This window comes from Cellulomonas massiliensis JC225 (assembly GCF_000312005.1).
Lineage (GTDB): Bacteria > Actinomycetota > Actinomycetes > Actinomycetales > Cellulomonadaceae > Cellulomonas > Cellulomonas massiliensis.
The window spans coordinates 2,412,945-2,429,013 of sequence record NZ_HE978588.1 but is presented as its reverse complement, the minus strand read 5'-3'; the positions used below and the strand labels follow the sequence as shown (position 1 = coordinate 2,429,013).

17 protein-coding genes are annotated in these 16,069 nt (G+C 74.9%); 4 read left to right on the top strand and 13 right to left on the bottom strand.

Annotation, left to right across the window (positions count from 1 at the left end; genetic code table 11):
* Positions 1–148: 148 nt before the first annotated feature.
* The 4 genes from HGCM_RS11550 to HGCM_RS11535 all read right to left on the bottom strand — a co-directional run bounded on the left by HGCM_RS11550 (position 149) and on the right by HGCM_RS11535 (position 6,738).
* Entirely contained in the window at positions 149–2,959 is a 2,811-nt protein-coding gene (locus HGCM_RS11550) for an aconitate hydratase (protein WP_019136996.1), read from the bottom strand.
* Between the two features lie 259 nt (positions 2,960–3,218).
* Positions 3,219–3,383, bottom strand: coding sequence for a hypothetical protein (locus HGCM_RS11545; protein ID WP_019136995.1), 165 nt, complete (start codon positions 3,381–3,383; stop codon positions 3,219–3,221).
* A 110-nt stretch (positions 3,384–3,493) separates the two neighbouring features.
* On the bottom strand, positions 3,494–4,744 hold the full coding sequence (locus HGCM_RS11540) for a class I SAM-dependent RNA methyltransferase (protein WP_019136994.1): 1,251 nt from the start codon (positions 4,742–4,744) through the stop codon (positions 3,494–3,496).
* Positions 4,741–6,738: an APC family permease gene (locus HGCM_RS11535; RefSeq protein ID WP_019136993.1), complete on the bottom strand. Its 1,998-nt coding sequence runs from the start codon at positions 6,736–6,738 to the stop codon at positions 4,741–4,743. The genes HGCM_RS11540 and HGCM_RS11535 overlap by 4 nt, the downstream gene beginning before the upstream one ends.
* A gap of 115 nt (positions 6,739–6,853) precedes the next feature.
* Here HGCM_RS11535 and HGCM_RS11530 point away from each other — a divergent pair, with 115 nt between their 5' ends.
* Positions 6,854–7,504 carry a potassium channel family protein gene (locus tag HGCM_RS11530; protein WP_040399786.1) on the top strand — a complete coding sequence of 217 codons (651 nt, stop codon included), beginning with the start codon at positions 6,854–6,856 and terminating at the stop codon, positions 7,502–7,504.
* The gene (locus HGCM_RS11525) at positions 7,501–8,175 is read left to right on the top strand and encodes a potassium channel family protein (protein WP_019136991.1); all 675 of its coding nucleotides are present in this window, start codon (positions 7,501–7,503) and stop codon (positions 8,173–8,175) included. Before HGCM_RS11530 ends, HGCM_RS11525 begins: the two co-directional genes overlap by 4 nt.
* Here HGCM_RS11525 and HGCM_RS11520 read toward each other — a convergent pair.
* The 4 genes from HGCM_RS11520 to dut form a co-directional block, all read right to left on the bottom strand.
* On the bottom strand, positions 8,108–8,896 hold the full coding sequence (locus HGCM_RS11520) for a DUF3159 domain-containing protein (RefSeq protein WP_019136990.1): 789 nt from the start codon (positions 8,894–8,896) through the stop codon (positions 8,108–8,110). The genes HGCM_RS11525 and HGCM_RS11520 overlap by 68 nt on opposite strands.
* Positions 8,889–9,257 (bottom strand): OB-fold nucleic acid binding domain-containing protein, encoded by a 369-nt coding sequence (locus HGCM_RS11515; protein ID WP_019136989.1) that lies wholly within the window; start codon positions 9,255–9,257, stop codon positions 8,889–8,891. The genes HGCM_RS11520 and HGCM_RS11515 overlap by 8 nt, the downstream gene beginning before the upstream one ends.
* The gene (locus tag HGCM_RS11510) at positions 9,254–9,952 is read right to left on the bottom strand and encodes a DUF3710 domain-containing protein (RefSeq protein WP_019136988.1); all 699 of its coding nucleotides are present in this window, start codon (positions 9,950–9,952) and stop codon (positions 9,254–9,256) included. The genes HGCM_RS11515 and HGCM_RS11510 overlap by 4 nt, the downstream gene beginning before the upstream one ends.
* A 71-nt stretch (positions 9,953–10,023) precedes the next feature.
* Positions 10,024–10,518: a dUTP diphosphatase gene (dut, locus tag HGCM_RS18125; protein ID WP_019136987.1), complete on the bottom strand. Its 495-nt coding sequence runs from the start codon at positions 10,516–10,518 to the stop codon at positions 10,024–10,026.
* Between the two features lie 74 nt (positions 10,519–10,592).
* On the opposite strand from dut, the gene HGCM_RS11500 reads away from it, so the two are divergent.
* On the top strand, positions 10,593–11,099 hold the full coding sequence (locus HGCM_RS11500; RefSeq protein WP_019136986.1) for a DUF3093 domain-containing protein: 507 nt from the start codon (positions 10,593–10,595) through the stop codon (positions 11,097–11,099).
* Between the two features lie 114 nt (positions 11,100–11,213).
* Here the strand turns inward: HGCM_RS11500 and HGCM_RS11495 are convergent, their stop codons facing one another.
* The 3 genes from HGCM_RS11495 to HGCM_RS18120 all read right to left on the bottom strand — a co-directional run bounded on the left by HGCM_RS11495 (position 11,214) and on the right by HGCM_RS18120 (position 13,197).
* A complete protein-coding gene (locus HGCM_RS11495) occupies positions 11,214–11,513 on the bottom strand; it encodes a DUF4193 domain-containing protein (RefSeq protein ID WP_019136985.1) in 300 nt (99 codons plus the stop codon).
* 173 nt (positions 11,514–11,686) lie between these two features.
* Complete coding sequence (locus HGCM_RS11490; protein ID WP_019136984.1) at positions 11,687–12,553, bottom strand: inositol monophosphatase family protein; 867 nt, start codon at positions 12,551–12,553, stop codon at positions 11,687–11,689.
* Positions 12,550–13,197 (bottom strand): trimeric intracellular cation channel family protein, encoded by a 648-nt coding sequence (locus tag HGCM_RS18120; RefSeq protein WP_019136983.1) that lies wholly within the window; start codon positions 13,195–13,197, stop codon positions 12,550–12,552. The genes HGCM_RS11490 and HGCM_RS18120 overlap by 4 nt, the downstream gene beginning before the upstream one ends.
* 111 nt (positions 13,198–13,308) lie before the next feature.
* Between HGCM_RS18120 and sepH the strand changes: the two genes are divergently transcribed.
* Positions 13,309–14,316 (top strand): septation protein SepH, encoded by a 1,008-nt coding sequence (gene sepH / locus HGCM_RS11480; protein WP_019136982.1) that lies wholly within the window; start codon positions 13,309–13,311, stop codon positions 14,314–14,316.
* 4 nt (positions 14,317–14,320) lie between these two features.
* On the opposite strand, the gene HGCM_RS11475 is transcribed toward sepH, so the two are convergent.
* Positions 14,321–14,968 carry a thymidine kinase gene (locus tag HGCM_RS11475; protein ID WP_019136981.1) on the bottom strand — a complete coding sequence of 216 codons (648 nt, stop codon included), beginning with the start codon at positions 14,966–14,968 and terminating at the stop codon, positions 14,321–14,323.
* 2 nt (positions 14,969–14,970) lie between these two features.
* Positions 14,971–16,069: alkaline phosphatase family protein (locus HGCM_RS18115; RefSeq protein WP_019136980.1), on the bottom strand; the 1,099-nt coding region annotated here is incomplete at its 5' end.

The following is a 16,069-nucleotide window of genomic DNA, read 5'->3' as shown; positions in this document are numbered from 1 at the left end:
CGCCACCGCCACCACCGGCGCCCGCCAGAGCGCGACCGCCTGACACCCCAGAACGCCGGGCCCCCAGGTCCGGCCCGGTCGACGACACCCCCCGGAGGGATCCCCCGGGGGGTGTCGTCGCGTCCGAGGACGGTGCGGGAGGACGGCGTCAGGCGACGGCCGCCACCTGCCGCAGCACGTACTGCAGGATGCCGCCGTTGCGGTAGTAGTCCGCCTCGCCGGGGGTGTCGATGCGCACGACGGCGTCGAACTCGACCGTCTCGCCCGAGGGCTTGGTCGCGGTCACGTGCACGGTGCGCGGCGTCGTCCCCTCGTTGAGCGCCGTGACGCCCGCGATGTCGAACGTCTCGGTGCCGTCGAGCCCGAGGGAGTCGGCCGTCTCGCCCGCGGGGAACTGCAGGGGCAGCACGCCCATCCCGATGAGGTTGGAGCGGTGGATCCGCTCGAACGACTCCGTGATGACCGCCCGGACGCCCAGCAGGCGCGTGCCCTTGGCCGCCCAGTCGCGCGACGAGCCCGAGCCGTACTCCTTGCCGCCGAGGACGACGAGCGGGATGCCCGCGTCCTGGTAGGCCACCGACGCGTCGTAGATGGACGTGTCCTCGCCCGTGAGGAAGTTCCTCGTGAAGCCGCCCTCGGTGCCGGGCACGAGCTGGTTGCGCAGGCGGATGTTCGCGAAGGTGCCGCGGATCATGACCTCGTGGTTGCCGCGGCGCGAGCCGTAGGAGTTGAAGTCGCGGCGCTCGACGCCGTGCTCGGCGAGGTACCGACCGGCAGGGCTGTCGGGCTTGATCGAGCCGGCGGGGCTGATGTGGTCGGTCGTGACCGAGTCGCCGAGCTTCGCGAGGACGCGGGCGCCGCTGATGTCGGTCACCGGCTCGGGCGTCGCCCCCATGCCCTCGAAGTACGGGGGCTTGCGCACGTAGGTCGACTCGGTGTCCCAGGCGAAGGTGCTGCCCTCGGGCGTCTCGAGCGAGCGCCACCGGTCGTCGCCGGCGAACACGTCGGCGTAGTCGTCCGTGAACATCTGGCGGTCGATCGACGCGTCGATCGTCGCCTGCACGTCCTCGGGCGACGGCCAGATGTCGCGCAGGAAGACCGGCTCGCCCGACTCGGTGGTGCCGAGCGGGTCGTTCTCGAAGTCGAAGTCCATCGTGCCGGCGAGCGCGTAGGCGATGACCAGCGGCGGCGACGCGAGGTAGTTCATCTTCACGTCGGGGTTGATGCGGCCCTCGAAGTTGCGGTTGCCCGACAGGACCGAGACCACCGACAGGTCGTGCTCGTTGACGACGGCGGAGACCTCCTCGGGCAGCGGGCCCGAGTTGCCGATGCACGTGGCGCACCCGTAGCCGACGAGGTGGAAGCCGAGCTTCTCCAGCGCGGGCCAGAGCCCGGCCTTCTCGTAGTAGTTCGTCACGACCTGCGAGCCGGGCGCCATCGACGTCTTGACCCAGGGCTTGGCGACCAGGCCCTTCTCCACCGCGTTCCGCGCGAGCAGCGCGGCGGCGAGCATGACGGAGGGGTTGGACGTGTTGGTGCAGCTCGTGATGGACGCGATCACGACGTGCCCGTGGTCGAGCTCGGTGGTCGAGCCGTCCGCGAGGGTCACCGGCACCCGCTTGTGCGGGCGCCGCGCGGAGTCGCCGCCCTCGACGTGCGCCGGCGCGTCGGACGAGTCCGCGTGGGCGCTGGCAGCGATCGGGTCGGACGCGGGGAACGTCTCCTCCACGGACTCGTCGAGCCCCGTGAACGGCGCCGCCTCGTGCGGCGAGACGTAGTCGAGGATCGACGTCGCGAACGACTGCTTCGCCTCGGAGAGCTCGATGCGGTCCTGCGGCCGCTTGGGGCCGGCGATCGACGGGACCACCGTGGACAGGTCGAGCTCGAGGTACTCCGAGTACTCCGGCTCGGCGTAGCCCTCGGCCGTCGGGTCGAGCCAGAGGCCCTGCTCCTTGGCGTACGCCTCGACGAGCGCGAGCTGCTCCTCCGAGCGCCCCGTCAGGCGCAGGTAGTCCAGCGTGACGCCGTCGATCGGGAAGATCGCGCACGTCGAGCCGAACTCCGGGCTCATGTTGCCGATCGTCGCGCGGTTCGCCAGCGGCACCGCCGCGACGCCCTCGCCGTAGAACTCGACGAACTTGCCGACGACGCCGTGCTGGCGCAGCTTCTGCGTGATGGTCAGGACGACGTCGGTGGCCGTCACGCCCGCCGGGATGGAGCCCGTCAGCTTGAACCCGACGACGCGCGGGATGAGCATCGACACCGGCTGGCCGAGCATCGCGGCCTCCGCCTCGATGCCGCCGACGCCCCAGCCCAGCACGCCGAGGCCGTTGACCATCGTCGTGTGGGAGTCGGTGCCGACGCAGGTGTCGGGGTAGGCCTTGCCGTCGCGCACCATCACGACGCGCGCGAGGTACTCGATGTTGACCTGGTGCACGATGCCCGTGCCCGGGGGGACGACCTTGAAGTCGTCGAACGCCGTCTGGCCCCAGCGCAGGAACTGGTAGCGCTCGCGGTTGCGCTGGTACTCGAGCTCGACGTTGCGCTCGAAGGCGTCGGGACGCCCGGCGACGTCGATCTGCACGGAGTGGTCGATGACCATCTCGGCCGGCGCCAGCGGGTTGATGCGGGTCGGGTCGCCGCCGAGCTCGACGACGGCCTCGCGCATGGTGGCGAGGTCGACGACGCACGGCACGCCCGTGAAGTCCTGCATGATCACGCGCGCCGGCGTGAACTGGATCTCCGTGTCCGGCTCGGCGGCCGGGTCCCAGGCCGCGAGCGCCCGGACGTGGTCGGCGGTGATGTTGGCGCCGTCCTCGGTGCGCAGGAGGTTCTCGGCGAGCACCTTGAGGCTGAACGGCAGCCGCTCGAGCCCCGGCACCGCGGCGAGGCGGTACACCTCGTAGGAGGTCCCACCGACCTCGAGTGTGCCCTTCGATCCGAAGCTGTCCGTGCTCACGTGCGCGCTCCTTCGCTGGCGAGTCGGCCGGGTGCTGGGGGCCTCCGGCGCGGCGGTGCTCCTCCAGCCTAGGGCCGGTGTCCGCCGCCATATATCTTGATGTCAAGATACGTCATCCACCCCGCCCGTGTCGAACCGCGGGACCCGGCGCGCCGGCCGGCCCGGACCGGTCCGCGGGGTCCCGGCGCGGCACGACCCCCGGGGCTCGAGGCCGTCCGGGGGTCGCGGTCCGCTGGTCGTCGGCGCGGGGCCGACGACGTCACTCGCGGTGCGCCGCGTCGTACGCGTCCTGCGCCTTGCGCTCTGCCTCGATGGCGCGCTCGTGCGCGCGCAGGTCGTACTCGGGCGTGCCGCTCCTGTGCAGCCACTGGGTCGTCGCGCGCTTCGCCTCGGCCAGCGTGCGGGCGGTGCTGTCCTCGCTCACGTCTGCTCCTTCCGATGCCGTCGCCGGCCCGGGCCCCGGGCCTGCTCCACGCTAGGCCGCGGGGGGCGGCGTCGCATCCGCGTGGCGGGGCGGACGCGTCGGCGGACGGGTCAGCCGCGCGTCAGCACCGCCACGGCCTCGAGGTGGTGCGTCATCGGGAACAGGTCCCAGCCCTGGACGCGGTCGAGCGCGTAGCCGTGTCCCGCGAGCAGCGCGACGTCCCGCGCCAGCGCGGCGGGGTCGCACGCGACGTAGACGACGCGGGCGGGACCCAGCGCGGCGAGAGCGTCGACGGTGGCCCGCCCGGCACCGCTGCGCGGCGGGTCGAGCACGACGACGTCCGGCCGCCCCACGTCGACGCCGTCGCGGCCCTGCAGCGCCCGGCGCACGTCGCCCGCGTGGAGCGTGACCTGCGGGCGGTCGTGCACGTTGCGGCGCGCGTCGCGCACGGCCCGGGCGTCGCCCTCGACCGAGGTGACGCGGCCCCGCTCCCCCACGGCGTCCGCGAGCGGCAGGGTGAACAGGCCGGCGCCCGAGTACAGGTCGAGCACCGTGCCGCCGCCCACGTCGCCGACCCCGTCGAGGACCTCGCCGACGAGCACGTCGGGGGCCCGCCGGTGGACCTGCCAGAAGCCGGCGCCGGCCACCCGGTAGACGTACCCCGGGCCCACCTCCACGCGCTCCCGGACCGACGAGCGCGCGTGCGGACGGGCGTCGACCCGCCCGCGGCGCAGGTCGAACGGCGCGCCGTCGAGCAGGACGAGAGGGCTGTCACCGCCGACCGGCGCCACGGCCTCGACGCGCGCGCCGGGCGCCCAGCGGCGGCCGAACAGGTCGAGCGCCGCGATCTCCTCGACGGCGAGCGGCATGGACGGCAGCGCGTGCACGTCGTGCGAGCGGAAACCCCGCATGCCGAGCCGGCCGTCACCGTCGGCGACCAGATCGACGCGCGTGCGCCACGCCAGCCCGCCGCGCTCGTCGTCCTGCGGGGCACCGAGCACCGTCACCGGGCGGTCGTCGTGCGCCAGCCGGCGCAGCTGCTCGGCCAGGACGGCCGCCTTCCAGTCCCGCTGCGCGGGCAGGGCGACGTGCCCGAGCTCGCCGCCCCCGACGCCGCCCGGCCCGGCCTCGGGCCACGGCGACGCCACCCGGTCGGGCGAGGCGTCGAGCACCTCCACCGCGTCGGCCCGCCAGAACCGCGCGTCCTCGCCCGCCTCGGTCAGCCGGGCGCGCACGCGCTCGCCGGGCAGCGCGTGCCGCACGAACACGACGCGGCCGTCGAGGCGCGCGACGCAGTGCCCGCCGTGCGCGACCGGCCCCACCTCGAGCTCGACGAGCCCCTCGCCGGCGGCCACGCTCACAGCCCCAACGGCGGGCGCACCGTGTCCTCCAGCCCCGTCTGCCCGGCGGACGACGCGAGCTGCCACGGCACCGACGCCACGACCACCCCCGGCGTGAACAGCAGACGGCCCTTGAGCCGCAGCGCGCTCTGGTTGTGCAGCAGGTGCTCCCACCAGTGCCCGACGACGTACTCCGGGATGTAGACGACCACGAGGTCGCGCGGGCTCTCGCGGCGCACCGAGCGCACGTAGGTGAGCACCGGGCGCGTGATCTCGCGGTAGGGCGAGTCGAGCACCTTGAGCGCGACGGGCAGGTGCAGCGCCTCCCACTCCTGGCGCAGCTGCTCGACCTCCTCCGGCTCCACGCCGACCGTGACGGCCTCGAGGATCGAGGGCCGCGACGCCCGGGCGTACGCCAGCGCACGCATGGTCGGCTTGTGCAGGCGCGAGACGAGCACGATGGCGTGCACGCGGCTGGGGAGCGCGCGGTGGGCGTCGGCCTCCGAGCCGAGCGCGAGCTCCGCACGGACCTGCTCGTAGTGCCGGTGCACGCCCTGCATCGCGACGTACACGACGACCATCGCGAGGATCGCGATCCAGGCCCCGTGCGTGAACTTCGTCAGCAGGACGACGACGAGCACGGTGCCCGTCATCGCGAGGCCGACGGAGTTGATGACGCGCGAGCGCTTCATCCGGGCGCGCGCCGCCGGCTCCGGCTCGGTGCGCAGCGCGCGCGTCCAGTGCCGCACCATGCCGGTCTGGCTCAGCGTGAACGAGACGAACACCCCGACGATGTAGAGCTGGATGAGGCGCGTGACCTCGGCGTCGAAGGCCCAGATCAGCACGATCGCCGCTCCCGCGAGCGTGAGGATGCCGTTCGAGAACGCGAGCCGGTCGCCGCGGGTGTGCAGCTGGCGCGGCAGGTAGCCGTCCCGGGCCAGGATCGACCCCAGCACGGGGAACCCGTTGAACGCGGTGTTCGCCGCGAGCACGAGGATGAGGCCGGTGACGACGGCGACGAGGACGAACATCACGGGCAGCCCGTCGAACACCGCGCCGGCGAGCTGGCTGATCACCGGGTGCTGGACGTAGCCGTCGCCGACCGGCACGCCGTCGCGCAGCAGCTGCTCCGCCGGGTCGTCGGCGAACGTCACGCCGGTGACCTTGGCGAGCATGAGGATCGACATGATCATCGCGATCGAGATGCTGCCGAGCAGCGCGAGCGTGGTCGCGGCGTTGCGCGACTTCGGCTTGCGGAACGCCGGGACGCCGTTGCTGATCGCCTCCACGCCGGTGAGCGCGGCGCAGCCGGACGCGAACGAGCGCAGCACGAGGAAGAAGCCGGCGAGGCCGACGAGCCCCTGCTCGAAGCCGGGCTCCGACGCGACGTCGAGGCCGGCGCTCTCCGCCAGCGGCAGGGTGCCGGTGAAGTACCGCACGGCCCCGAACACGGCGACGGACCCGATCGCGAACATGAACAGGTACACGGGCACGGCGAACGCGCGGCCGGACTCCTTGACGCCGCGCAGGTTCGCGAGCGTGAGCAGCACGACGAGGGCGATCGCGAACTGCGCCTCGTGGCCGCGCAGCGCGGGCAGCGCCGTCGCGGCGTACTGCGCGCCCGACGAGATCGACACGGCGACCGTGAGCACGTAGTCGACCAGCAGCGCGCTGGCGACGGTGACGCCCGCGCGGGGCCCCAGGTTGACGGTCGCGACCTCGTAGTCGCCGCCGCCCGAGGGGTACGCGTGCACGTTCTGCCGGTAGGACGCGACGACCGTGATCATGACGATCGCGACGGCCAGGCCGACCCACGGGGAGATCGTCAGCGCGGACAGGCCCGCCAGCGAGAGGGTCAGCAGGATCTCGTCGGGCGCGTACGCGACCGACGACAGGGCGTCCGAGGCGAAGATCGGCAGCGCGATCCGCTTCGGCAGCAACGTGTGGCCGAGCTTGTCGCTGCGGACGGGCCGTCCGAGCAGCAGACGCTTGGCGGCATCACCGATGTCCGACACGAGCGCCCATGCTAGGCCCGCCGGGGCGCCCGGGCAGCACGCGACGACGCGGGACCGACGGCGGGCACCGGCCGGGCGCGCGGGTATAGCGTTCCGCGTTGTGCACTTCGTGATCATGGGCTGCGGCCGCGTGGGCGCCACGCTCGCGGTGACGCTCGAGGAGAGCGGCCACTCGGTCGCCGTCATCGACCAGAACCCCGACGCGTTCCGCCGCCTCGAGCAGGGGTTCGGCGGCAACAAGGTGACGGGGCTGGGCTTCGACCGCGACACCCTGCGCACCGCCGGCATCGAGGACGCGTTCGGCTTCGCGGCCGTCTCCGACGGCGACAACTCCAACATCCTTGCCGCCCGCGTCGTGCGCGAGACGTTCGGCGTCGACAACGTCGTCGCCCGCATCTACGACCCGCACCGCGCGGAGATCTACCAGCGCCTCGGCATCCCGACGGTCGCGACGGTCCGCTGGACGGCGCACCAGGTGCTCAGCCGGATCCTGCCCATCGGCACGAGCGACGAGTACCGGGACGCGTCCGGCCAGCTCTCGCTCGCCCAGGTGGACGTCCACGACGCGTGGGTCGGCCGGCCGGTGCGGGCGCTGGAGGAGGCGTCGGGCGCGCGCGTCGCCTACCTCACGCGCTACGGCGACGGCGTCCTGCCGACCGCCACGACCGTGCTCCAGGAGAACGACGTGGTCCATGCGCTGTTCCGGGTCGACGACGCCGCCTTCGTCGAGCGCGTCCTCACCTCCGCCCCGGTGGTGACCGAGTGAGGGTCGTCATCGCCGGCGCGGGCTCGGTCGGGCGCTCGATCGCCCGCGAGCTGCTCGCCCACCAGCACGAGGTGACGCTCATCGACCGGCAGCCCTCGGCGATGCGGGTGTCGCAGGTCGCCGAGGCGGACTGGATCCTCGCCGACGCGTGCGAGCTGCCGACGCTGCGGGAGGCCGCGACCGACCAGGCGGACGTGGTCGTCGCCGCGACCGGCGACGACAAGGCGAACCTCGTCATCTCGCTGCTGGCCAAGACCGAGTTCGGCGTGCCCCGCACGGTGGCGCGCGTGAACAACCCGAAGAACGAGTGGATGTTCGACGAGGCGTGGGGCGTGGACGTCGCCGTCTCGACGCCGCGCATCATGACGGCGATGGTCGAGGAGGCCGTGACCGTCGGCGACCTCGTGCGGATCTTCACGTTCCACCAGTCGCGGGCCGACATCCTCGAGATCACCCTGCCGGACGAGTCGCCGCTGGTGGGCCTGCGCGTCGGTCAGGTCGAGTGGCCGCAGGACACCGTGCTGGCGTGCATCGTGCGGGACGTGCGCCCGATCGCGCCCAGCCCCGACGACACGCTCGAGGGGCACGACGAGCTGCTGTTCGTCACGGGGCGGGACGCGGAGCTGTCGGACCTGGAGAAGCTGCTCGCCCACGGACCAGCCTCCAGCTGACCCACAGGGCGAGCACCGTCAGGGGCAGACCCATCGCGAGCTTCGCGGTGCCCAGCGCCACGACCTGCCCGGACAGGTAGAGCGGCACCTGCACCAGCAGGCGCAGCGCGAACATCGCGACCCACGGCCACGTCGCCCACGTGTACCGGCGCAGCAGCACCGGGTCGCGGCGCCACGCGACCGCGCCGGACCACGCGCCGGTCGCGATCGGGCCCTCCTTCGAGAACAGCCCCATGACCAGCCCGACGAACGGCCAGCGGACGAGGATCGAGGCCAGCGTGCCGACGAGGTACGCGACGTTGACCCACAGGCCGTAGGCGAAGTAGTCCTCCGCGCGGCCGGTGCGCCACGCCCACACCACGCCGATGCCGACCCCCAGCAGCCCGGAGAAGGCCTGGCTGGGCGACTGGCGCTGCGCGAGCCGGGCGACGACCGCGACGACGGCGGCGGCGCCGGCACCGAGCAGCGCGGGCACCAGGCGCTGGCCCGAGGCGATGTAGACGACGACGAACAGGACGCCCGGCAGGACGGACTCCACCACGCCCCGCACGCCGCCCACCGCGTCGGCCGCCGAGAACTGCTGCGCCCCGATCGCCCGCATGCCGCGCGCGGGCGCGTCCTCCGGCGGGACGACGTCGGCCACCACGTCGGCCGGGGTGCCCGCGGCGGGCGCGCCGCGCTCCCCCTCCTGCGGCGCCGGCCGGTGCGTCGGGTCACTCACCGGGACGCGGCCGCAGCTCGTAGGCGGGGTTGAAGACCGTCTTGCGGCCACCGACGACGCACACCATGCCCTCGGCCTGCAGCCGGCGGCCCGGCGCGATGCCGGCGATCTCGCGACGGCCGAGCCAGACGAGGTCGAGCGCGCCGCTGCCGTCGTACAGCTCGGCCTCGACGGCGGGGACGCCCTCGCGCGGGCGCAGGGTGACCGAGCGGATGACGCCGGCGACGCGCGCCCGGGAGCGGTTCGCCAGGGCCTCGACCGGCGTGCACCCGGTCCAGCGCACCGCGTCGGCCCGCTCCTCGTGCGCCTCGATCTCGGCCTGGGAGGCGACGAGGTCGTGCAGCTTCTCGCGCAGGGTCACCGGATCTCCGTGATCTCGGGACCGCGCGTGAGCGGGTCGAACGCGGGCTTCTCGGTCGCGGCGGGCGCACCGGGCTGGCCGGGCAGCGTGAGCGCGAGCAGGTCGCGCGGCGGGCGCGCGTCCGCGCCGCGGACCACGACGACGCCGGCGAACAGGTCCTCCAGGGTGGCCGCCCGCTCGGGGTCGACCGCGGCGTGACCCGTGAACACGCCGCGCAGGAACCAGCGCGGGCCGTCGACGCCGACGAACCGGGCGGGCCGGTGGCCGGTGCGGCCCTCGGCGGTGCGGATCGGCAGACGCGCGAGCAGCTCGCGGCCGAACGGGCCCGGCAGGTCGTCGACCGAGCCGCCCTCGCGCTCGACCGACTCGGCGAGCTCCGCGCGGATCTCGTCCCAGATGCCCTCGGACCGCGGCGCCGCGTACGCCTGCAGCGTCACGGTGGACCCGTCGATGCCGATGGTGACCGACGAGACGACGTTCGTCGTCCGGTCGACCTCCATGCGCAGCTCCATCCCGTCGACGCCCGGGACGCGCAGCGCACCCAGGTCGACGCGCGTCCGGTCGTCGTGGGGCTCGTCGGAGTCCCACGGACCGCGCTCTCGCGCCGGGGCGGCGGGGGCCGCCTCGACCTCCTCGACGCCGTCGACGGCGCCCTCGGGGGCGTCGTCCTTCGCGCCGCGCCGGAACAGACCCACAGCTCACTCCTCCTCGGTGCGCACGCGCGCACCCGTTGACCTTCGAGCGTAATCCCGCCGCGGCGGGCGACCTAGCCGGGCCGGACCTGCTCGCCCGGCTGCTCGGCGAGCGCCGCACGCCAGCCGCCGCTGGACCCGAAGCCGCCCTCGCCGCGGTGCGAGCCGGGCAGGCGCTCGACCTCGACGAAGCGCGCGTGCTCCACGCGCTGCACGACGAGCTGCGCGACGCGGTCGCCGCGGTGCAGCTCGATCGCCTCGGCGACGTCGGTGTTGAGCAGCGTCACCGAGATCTCCCCGCGGTAGCCCGCGTCGACGGTGCCCGGCGCGTTGACGATCGTGAGGCCGTGGCGCGACGCGAGCCCCGAGCGCGGGTGCACGAAGGCGGCGTAGCCGTCGGGCAGGGCGATGGCGACGCCGGTCGGGACGGTCACCCGCCCCTGCGGCGGGACCACGACGTCGACGCGGGTCACCAGGTCGGCGCCGGCGTCGCCCGGGTGGGCGTACGACGGGACGGGTAGGTCCGGGTCGAGACGCAGGAGCAGGACCTCGAGGCTGGCGTCGGTCACGGGGCCCGACCCTACCGGTCGTCCGCGCGCCGTCCGGTGCGGGGCGCGCCCCCGGCGGGTGGGATCCTGGGGGCATGCCCGACGACGCCCCTGCGCCGCTGCCCGCCCCCGCTCCCCGTGCCGGGGGTCCGACCGCCGACGCCGCGCCGGCGTTCGCCGAGCGGCTGTGGCCCGGCCCGGGCGGCTGGGTGCTCGTCGGGGCGGTGGTCGTGATGGTCACGGTCGTCCTGGTGCCGCTCGGCTCCGTCGCCGCCGTGCTCGGCCTGCTGACCGGAGCCCTCCTCGCGGCTGTCGGCGTCGTGCTCCTCACGCCCCGGGTGGAGGTGCGCTCCGGCGAGCTGCTCGCGGGCCCGGCGCACGTGCCGCTCGAGCTGCTGGGCGAGGCGCGCGTGCTGGCGGGCGAGGAGCTGCGCCACGCGCTCGGCCCGGGCCTCGACGCCCGCGCGTACCTCTGCCTGCGCGGGTGGGTCCGCACCGCGGTGCGCGTCGAGCTGTGCGACCCGCAGGACCCGACGCCCTACTGGGTGGTGTCGACCCGGCGCCCGGAGCAGCTGGTCGCCGCGCTGCGGGCCGGCCGCTGACCCGGCAGCCGCCCCCGGCCGTGACCCACGACGCCGAGGACGACGACGGCCGCCGCCCCCGTGGGGGCGACGGCCGTCGGTGAGCAACGCCGGGGCGCTGCGGAGGTCGTGGGGTCAGGCGGCGCACTCCGTGCACACCGGGGCACCGTCGCGCTCGTAGGCGAGCTGGCTGCGGTGGTGCACGAGGAAGCAGCGGGAGCACGTGAACTCGTCGGCCTGGCGGGGAAGGACACGGACCGAGAGCTCCTCACCGGAGAGGTCCGCGCCCGGGAGCTCGAACCCCTCGGCGGCCTCGGTCTCGTCCTCGTCCACCACGCCCGAGTTCTTGTCGGACCGGCGCGCCTGGAGCTCCTGGAGCGAGTCCTCGCTCAGGTCCTCGTCGGTCTTGCGCGGGGCGTCGTAGTCGGTTGCCATCGGCGGCGTCACACTCCGGTACTGGGCGGGATCTGTACGCGGGATCAATGCGTGGGTGACGCCGTTTGTTCCCGTGCGCGCCGGATTCTGCATCACTTCCCACCCGCACGCCAACACGAACACCTGCCCAGTTCGCGGCGACGCCGGCGCGGGGGGTGCCAGCACCCCCACGCTCAGTCGTCCGCGTCGGCGTCCGCCTCCTCCAGCACGGCGACGAGCGCGGTGGCCGAGCCGGGCGGCCCGGCGACCACCATGCGGCTGTCGGCACGCCTCCCGCGCAGCCCCGTGACCGTGGCCCCGGCCTCCGTGGCGACGAGCGACGCCGCCGCGAGGTCCCACGGCTGCAGCCCTCGCTCGTAGTACAGGTCGACACGTCCCGCCGCGACGGCGCACAGGTCGAGCGCCGCCGAGCCGGCGCGGCGGATGTCCCGCACCCGGGGCAGCAGCTCGGTGAGCACGCGGGCCTGCGCCGCGCGCCGGGCGGCGCGGTACCCGAAGCCCGTCGAGACGAGGCTGTCGGCGAGCGGGACCGCGTCGCGCACGCGCAGCGTCCGGCCGTGCTCGGGCAGCACGCCGTCGCGGTGCAGGCGCTCCTCGGCGCCCAGCCCGAGGCCCGCCGTGAACGTGCGTCCGTCCGCGGGCGCGTGCACGCAGCCCGCGAGGACCGTCCAGGTCTGCGGGTCCGGGCGTGCGCCGTCATCACGGACGACCGCGACCGAGACCGACCACGCGGGCAGCCCGTACAGGTAGTTCGTCGTGCCGTCGATCGGGTCGACGACCCACGTGAGGCCGCTCGTCCCGGCGACGTCGTCGCCCTCCTCCCCCAGCACGCCGTCGTCCGGGCGCAGCGCCGCGAGCCGCCGGCGCAGCAGCTGCTCGACCGCGAGGTCCATCTCGGTCACGACGTCCTGCGGGCTCGACTTCGTCGCCGCGACGGCGAGGTCGTCCGGCCGTCCCTCGTGCGCGAGGCGGCCGGCCTCGACCGCGACCGTCCGGGCGACCTGCAGCAGCTCGCGCACCAGCGCCTCGTCCGTCGTCATGCCGTCCATCCTGCCCCGGTGCCGCGCCACGGACCCGGCGCGTTGAGCCGGTAGCGCAGCGCCAGCAGCCGCAGCGCGAGGATGCCGACCACGATGCCGACCTCCCACGCGACGGTGAGCGCGCCGAGCGACCAGAGCACCGCCAGCACGGACGCCCCCAGGAGCGCCGGCAGGGCGTACAGCTGGCGGTGGTGCAGCACGACGGGCACCTCGCCGGTGAGGATGTCGCGCAGGACGCCGCCGCCGACCCCCGTCACCAGCCCGACGATCACCGCGGCGACGAGCGTCGTCCCGTGCTCGAGCCCCTTGACGGCGCCCACCACGGTGAACACGGCGAGCGCCCCGGCGTCGAGCAGGATGATGACGCGGCGGGCCCGCTCCAGCCGCGGGTGCAGGAAGTACATCGTGAGCCCGCCGAACAGCGCCGTCACGACGAGCCGCCAGTCGGAGACCCCGACGGGCGGGGTCGCGCCGATGAGCACGTCGCGCATGACGCCGCCGCCGAGACCGGCGGCCCAGCCCAGCACGAGGATGCCGAACACGTCGAACTGCTTGCGGACCGCGGCGAGGGCGCCCGCCATCGCGGCGACGTAGACGCCGACGGTCTCGAGGACGGGCTGCATCGGCAGGTCGGCGAGCGGCACGGGAGCATCATCGCGCGCCCGGCGGGGCGGCGGGCTCGCGGCACACCGCGCGGCATCCGCCGCGTCGCGCGGAGGAGGTGGCACCCTCGTGGCGAGGTACTGGGAGGTCCGATGGATGAGCTCGAGCTGGTGGGTCTGCACGACGACGGCGAGCACCTGGTGCTCGCGCGACCGGGTGGCGGCTCGTTCCGGCTGCGCATCGACGAGCCGCTGCGCGCGGCCGTCCGGCGCGACCGTCCCCAGCTGGAGCAGCTGCGGGCGGAGGGTGCCGGCACGCTGAGCCCGCGGGAGATCCAGACGCGCATCCGCGCGGGTGCGACCGCGCAGGAGGTGGCGGACGCGAGCGGCCTGCCCGTCGAGCACGTGCGGCGCTACGAGGGCCCCGTCCTCGCCGAGCGCGAGTACGTCGCCGAGCAGGCGCGGGCGTCGCGCGTCGGCCGCGACCGGGACGCGCCCGCGCTGGGCGACCTCGTCACCGACCGGCTCGCGACCCGCGGCGTGGACCCGGCGAGCCTGTCGTGGGACGCCGCGCGCGAGGGCACCGGCCCGTGGATGGTGCTGGCCCGCTTCCGCGTCGGCGACGCCGAGCACGAGGCCCGGTGGACCTTCGACCCGAGCGCCCGCACGGTCACGGCGGACGAGGACGAGGCGCGCTGGCTGTCCGAGACGGAGCTCGACGAGGCGACCTCGCCGCGCCGTCACCTGTCGGCGGTCCGGGACGTCGTCTTCGACTTCCAGGGCTCGCACCCCACGCCGCGCGAGCCCGAGCCGGCCCCGGAGCCGTCGCCGGAGGCGGCCACGGAGGCGCTGCTGGACGACCTGCGCGGGCGCCGGGGCGTGCGCCAGGCGGTCGACGAGGAGGACGACGGCGAGGAGTTCGAGGGCTTCGGCCCGCAGCACGCCTTCGACTTCGCGCGGCTCGAGTCCGAGGTGCCCGGCGCTCACGCCGCGGACGCGGACCCGGAGCAGGAGGCGCGGATCCTCGTCGTCCCCACGGCCGAGCGGGAGCCGGAGCCCGACCCCGAGCCGGAGCCGGACACCGAGCGGCCCCGCTCGCGGCGCGGCCGCGCCAAGGTGCCGAGCTGGGACGAGATCGTCTTCGGGGCCCGCCCGGAGTAGCGGGTCAGCCGGCGGCCTCGTCCAGCGTCTGCGGGCTGGGCGACGCCGCCCGGGCGCTGCGTGCCGTCTGCTGCCGCATGTGGTGGCGCCGGCAGAGCACCTCGTAGGCGACGACGTCGTCGACCCCCACGTCGCCGACGACGACCTGCTCGCCCTCGGTGACCATGAGGCCGCCCACGGTGCGCGCGTTGTGCGTCGCACGGCGGCCGCACCAGCACAGCGCCTGGACCTGGAGGACCTCGACGCGGTCCGCGAGCTCGACGAGGCGCGCGGAGCCCGGGAAGAGCCGGGTGCGGAAGTCGGTGGTGATGCCGAACGCGTAGACGTCCACCCCGAGCTCGTCGACCACGCACGCGAGCTGCTCGACCTGCTCGGCGGAGTAGAACTGCGCCTCGTCGGCGACGAGGTAGTCGACGACGGCGCCGTGCGTGCGGCGCTCGACGACGTCGTCCCAGAAGCTCGTGGTGTCCAGCACCTCGACGGCCGGCTGCACGAGGCCGAGACGCGAGGAGATCGTCGCGGCGCCCGCCCGGTCGTGCCGCGTGTACAGGACGCCCTGGCGCCCGCGCGCGGCGTGGTTGTGGTGCGTCTGAAGCGCGAGCGTGGACTTGCCGCAGTCCATCGTCCCGGAGAAGAACACGAGCTCGGCCATCCTCAGCCCTCCACGACCAGGCAGGGCACGAGCATCTCGGCCGGCGTGAGCGAGCCGTGCACCCCGACGAGCTCGAGCGACGCGGGCGTCTGCGTGCGGGAGTCGACGACGGTCGCGCGACCCGTGGTGGCGACCACCACGTCCCCGACGACCGGCGCGACGCGCGCCGTCACCTCCCCGAACCACCCCTCGTCGGTGGCCTGCGCGCGCGTGCGCACCACCGCGTGCTCCCCCAGGTGCCCGGCCCAGCGCGCCGCGACGGCCGCCGGGTCGGCGCCCTCGCGCAGGTGCAGGTGCAGCGCGCGGGGCTCCCCCGCGACGAGCGCGACGTCCTCGCCCAGCACGGGGTCGCCGGCGACGTCCCAGCGGTGGGCCCGGTCGACGTCCACCATCCCGTGGTCGGCGGTGACGACGATCGTCGTGCCGCGCGGCACGCTGCGCGCCAGCCGCCCGAGCTCCGCGTCCAGCTCGGCGAGCGCGTCGCCCCACGCCATCGACGACCAGCCGTGGTGGTGGCCCGCCTTGTCCACGTCGCCCCAGTACAGGTACGCGACCCCCGGGCTGCGCAGCGCCCGGACGCACGCGTCGACCCGGTCCGCGAGGGACTCCGCCGGCAGGTACTCGGCGCCGCGCAGCGCCGCGCGCGTGAGGCCCGACTGGGCGAAGCGCTGCGGCCCGGCGCTCCAGACGCGGGTGCCGGCGGCGACGAGCCGCTCGAAGACGGTGGGCTCGGGCTGCCAGGCCCGCGCGTCCGGCAGGTCCGTCCACGAGACGAGGTTGCCCAGGCGCCCGGTCGCGGGGTCGCGGACCGTGTAGCCGAGCATGCCCGTCGTGCCCGGGGTCGACCCCACCCCGAACGTGCCGAGCGCGGCGGCGGTCGTCGACGGGAAGGTGCTCGTGAGCGGCCCCGGGCCGTCCCCGAGGCGCCGACGCAGGAACGGGGCGTGACCGGCCCGCTCCTCGAGGTTGAGGTGGCCGAGACCGTCCACCAGGACCACGCAGACGCGCTCGGCGTCGGGCAGCCCCAGCAGGTCGCGCGCGGCGCCCGCGCCGGGCAGGCCGGCGGCGTCCAGGTCGGCGCCGACGCTGGCCGCGACGGCG

Excerpts from the sequence above, each read along its gene's own strand:
- HGCM_RS11530 (WP_040399786.1), top strand. The coding sequence starts at position 6,854 with ATGGGCTGCGGCCGCGTGGGCGCCACGCTCGCGGTGACGCTCGAGGAG.
- HGCM_RS11500 (WP_019136986.1), top strand. The coding sequence starts at position 10,593 with ATGCCCGACGACGCCCCTGCGCCGCTGCCCGCCCCCGCTCCCCGTGCC.
- HGCM_RS11495 (WP_019136985.1), bottom strand. The coding sequence starts at position 11,513 with ATGGCAACCGACTACGACGCCCCGCGCAAGACCGACGAGGACCTGAGC.
- HGCM_RS11490 (WP_019136984.1), bottom strand. The coding sequence starts at position 12,553 with ATGACGACGGACGAGGCGCTGGTGCGCGAGCTGCTGCAGGTCGCCCGG.
- sepH (WP_019136982.1), top strand. The coding sequence starts at position 13,309 with ATGGATGAGCTCGAGCTGGTGGGTCTGCACGACGACGGCGAGCACCTG.
- HGCM_RS11475 (WP_019136981.1), bottom strand. The coding sequence starts at position 14,968 with ATGGCCGAGCTCGTGTTCTTCTCCGGGACGATGGACTGCGGCAAGTCC.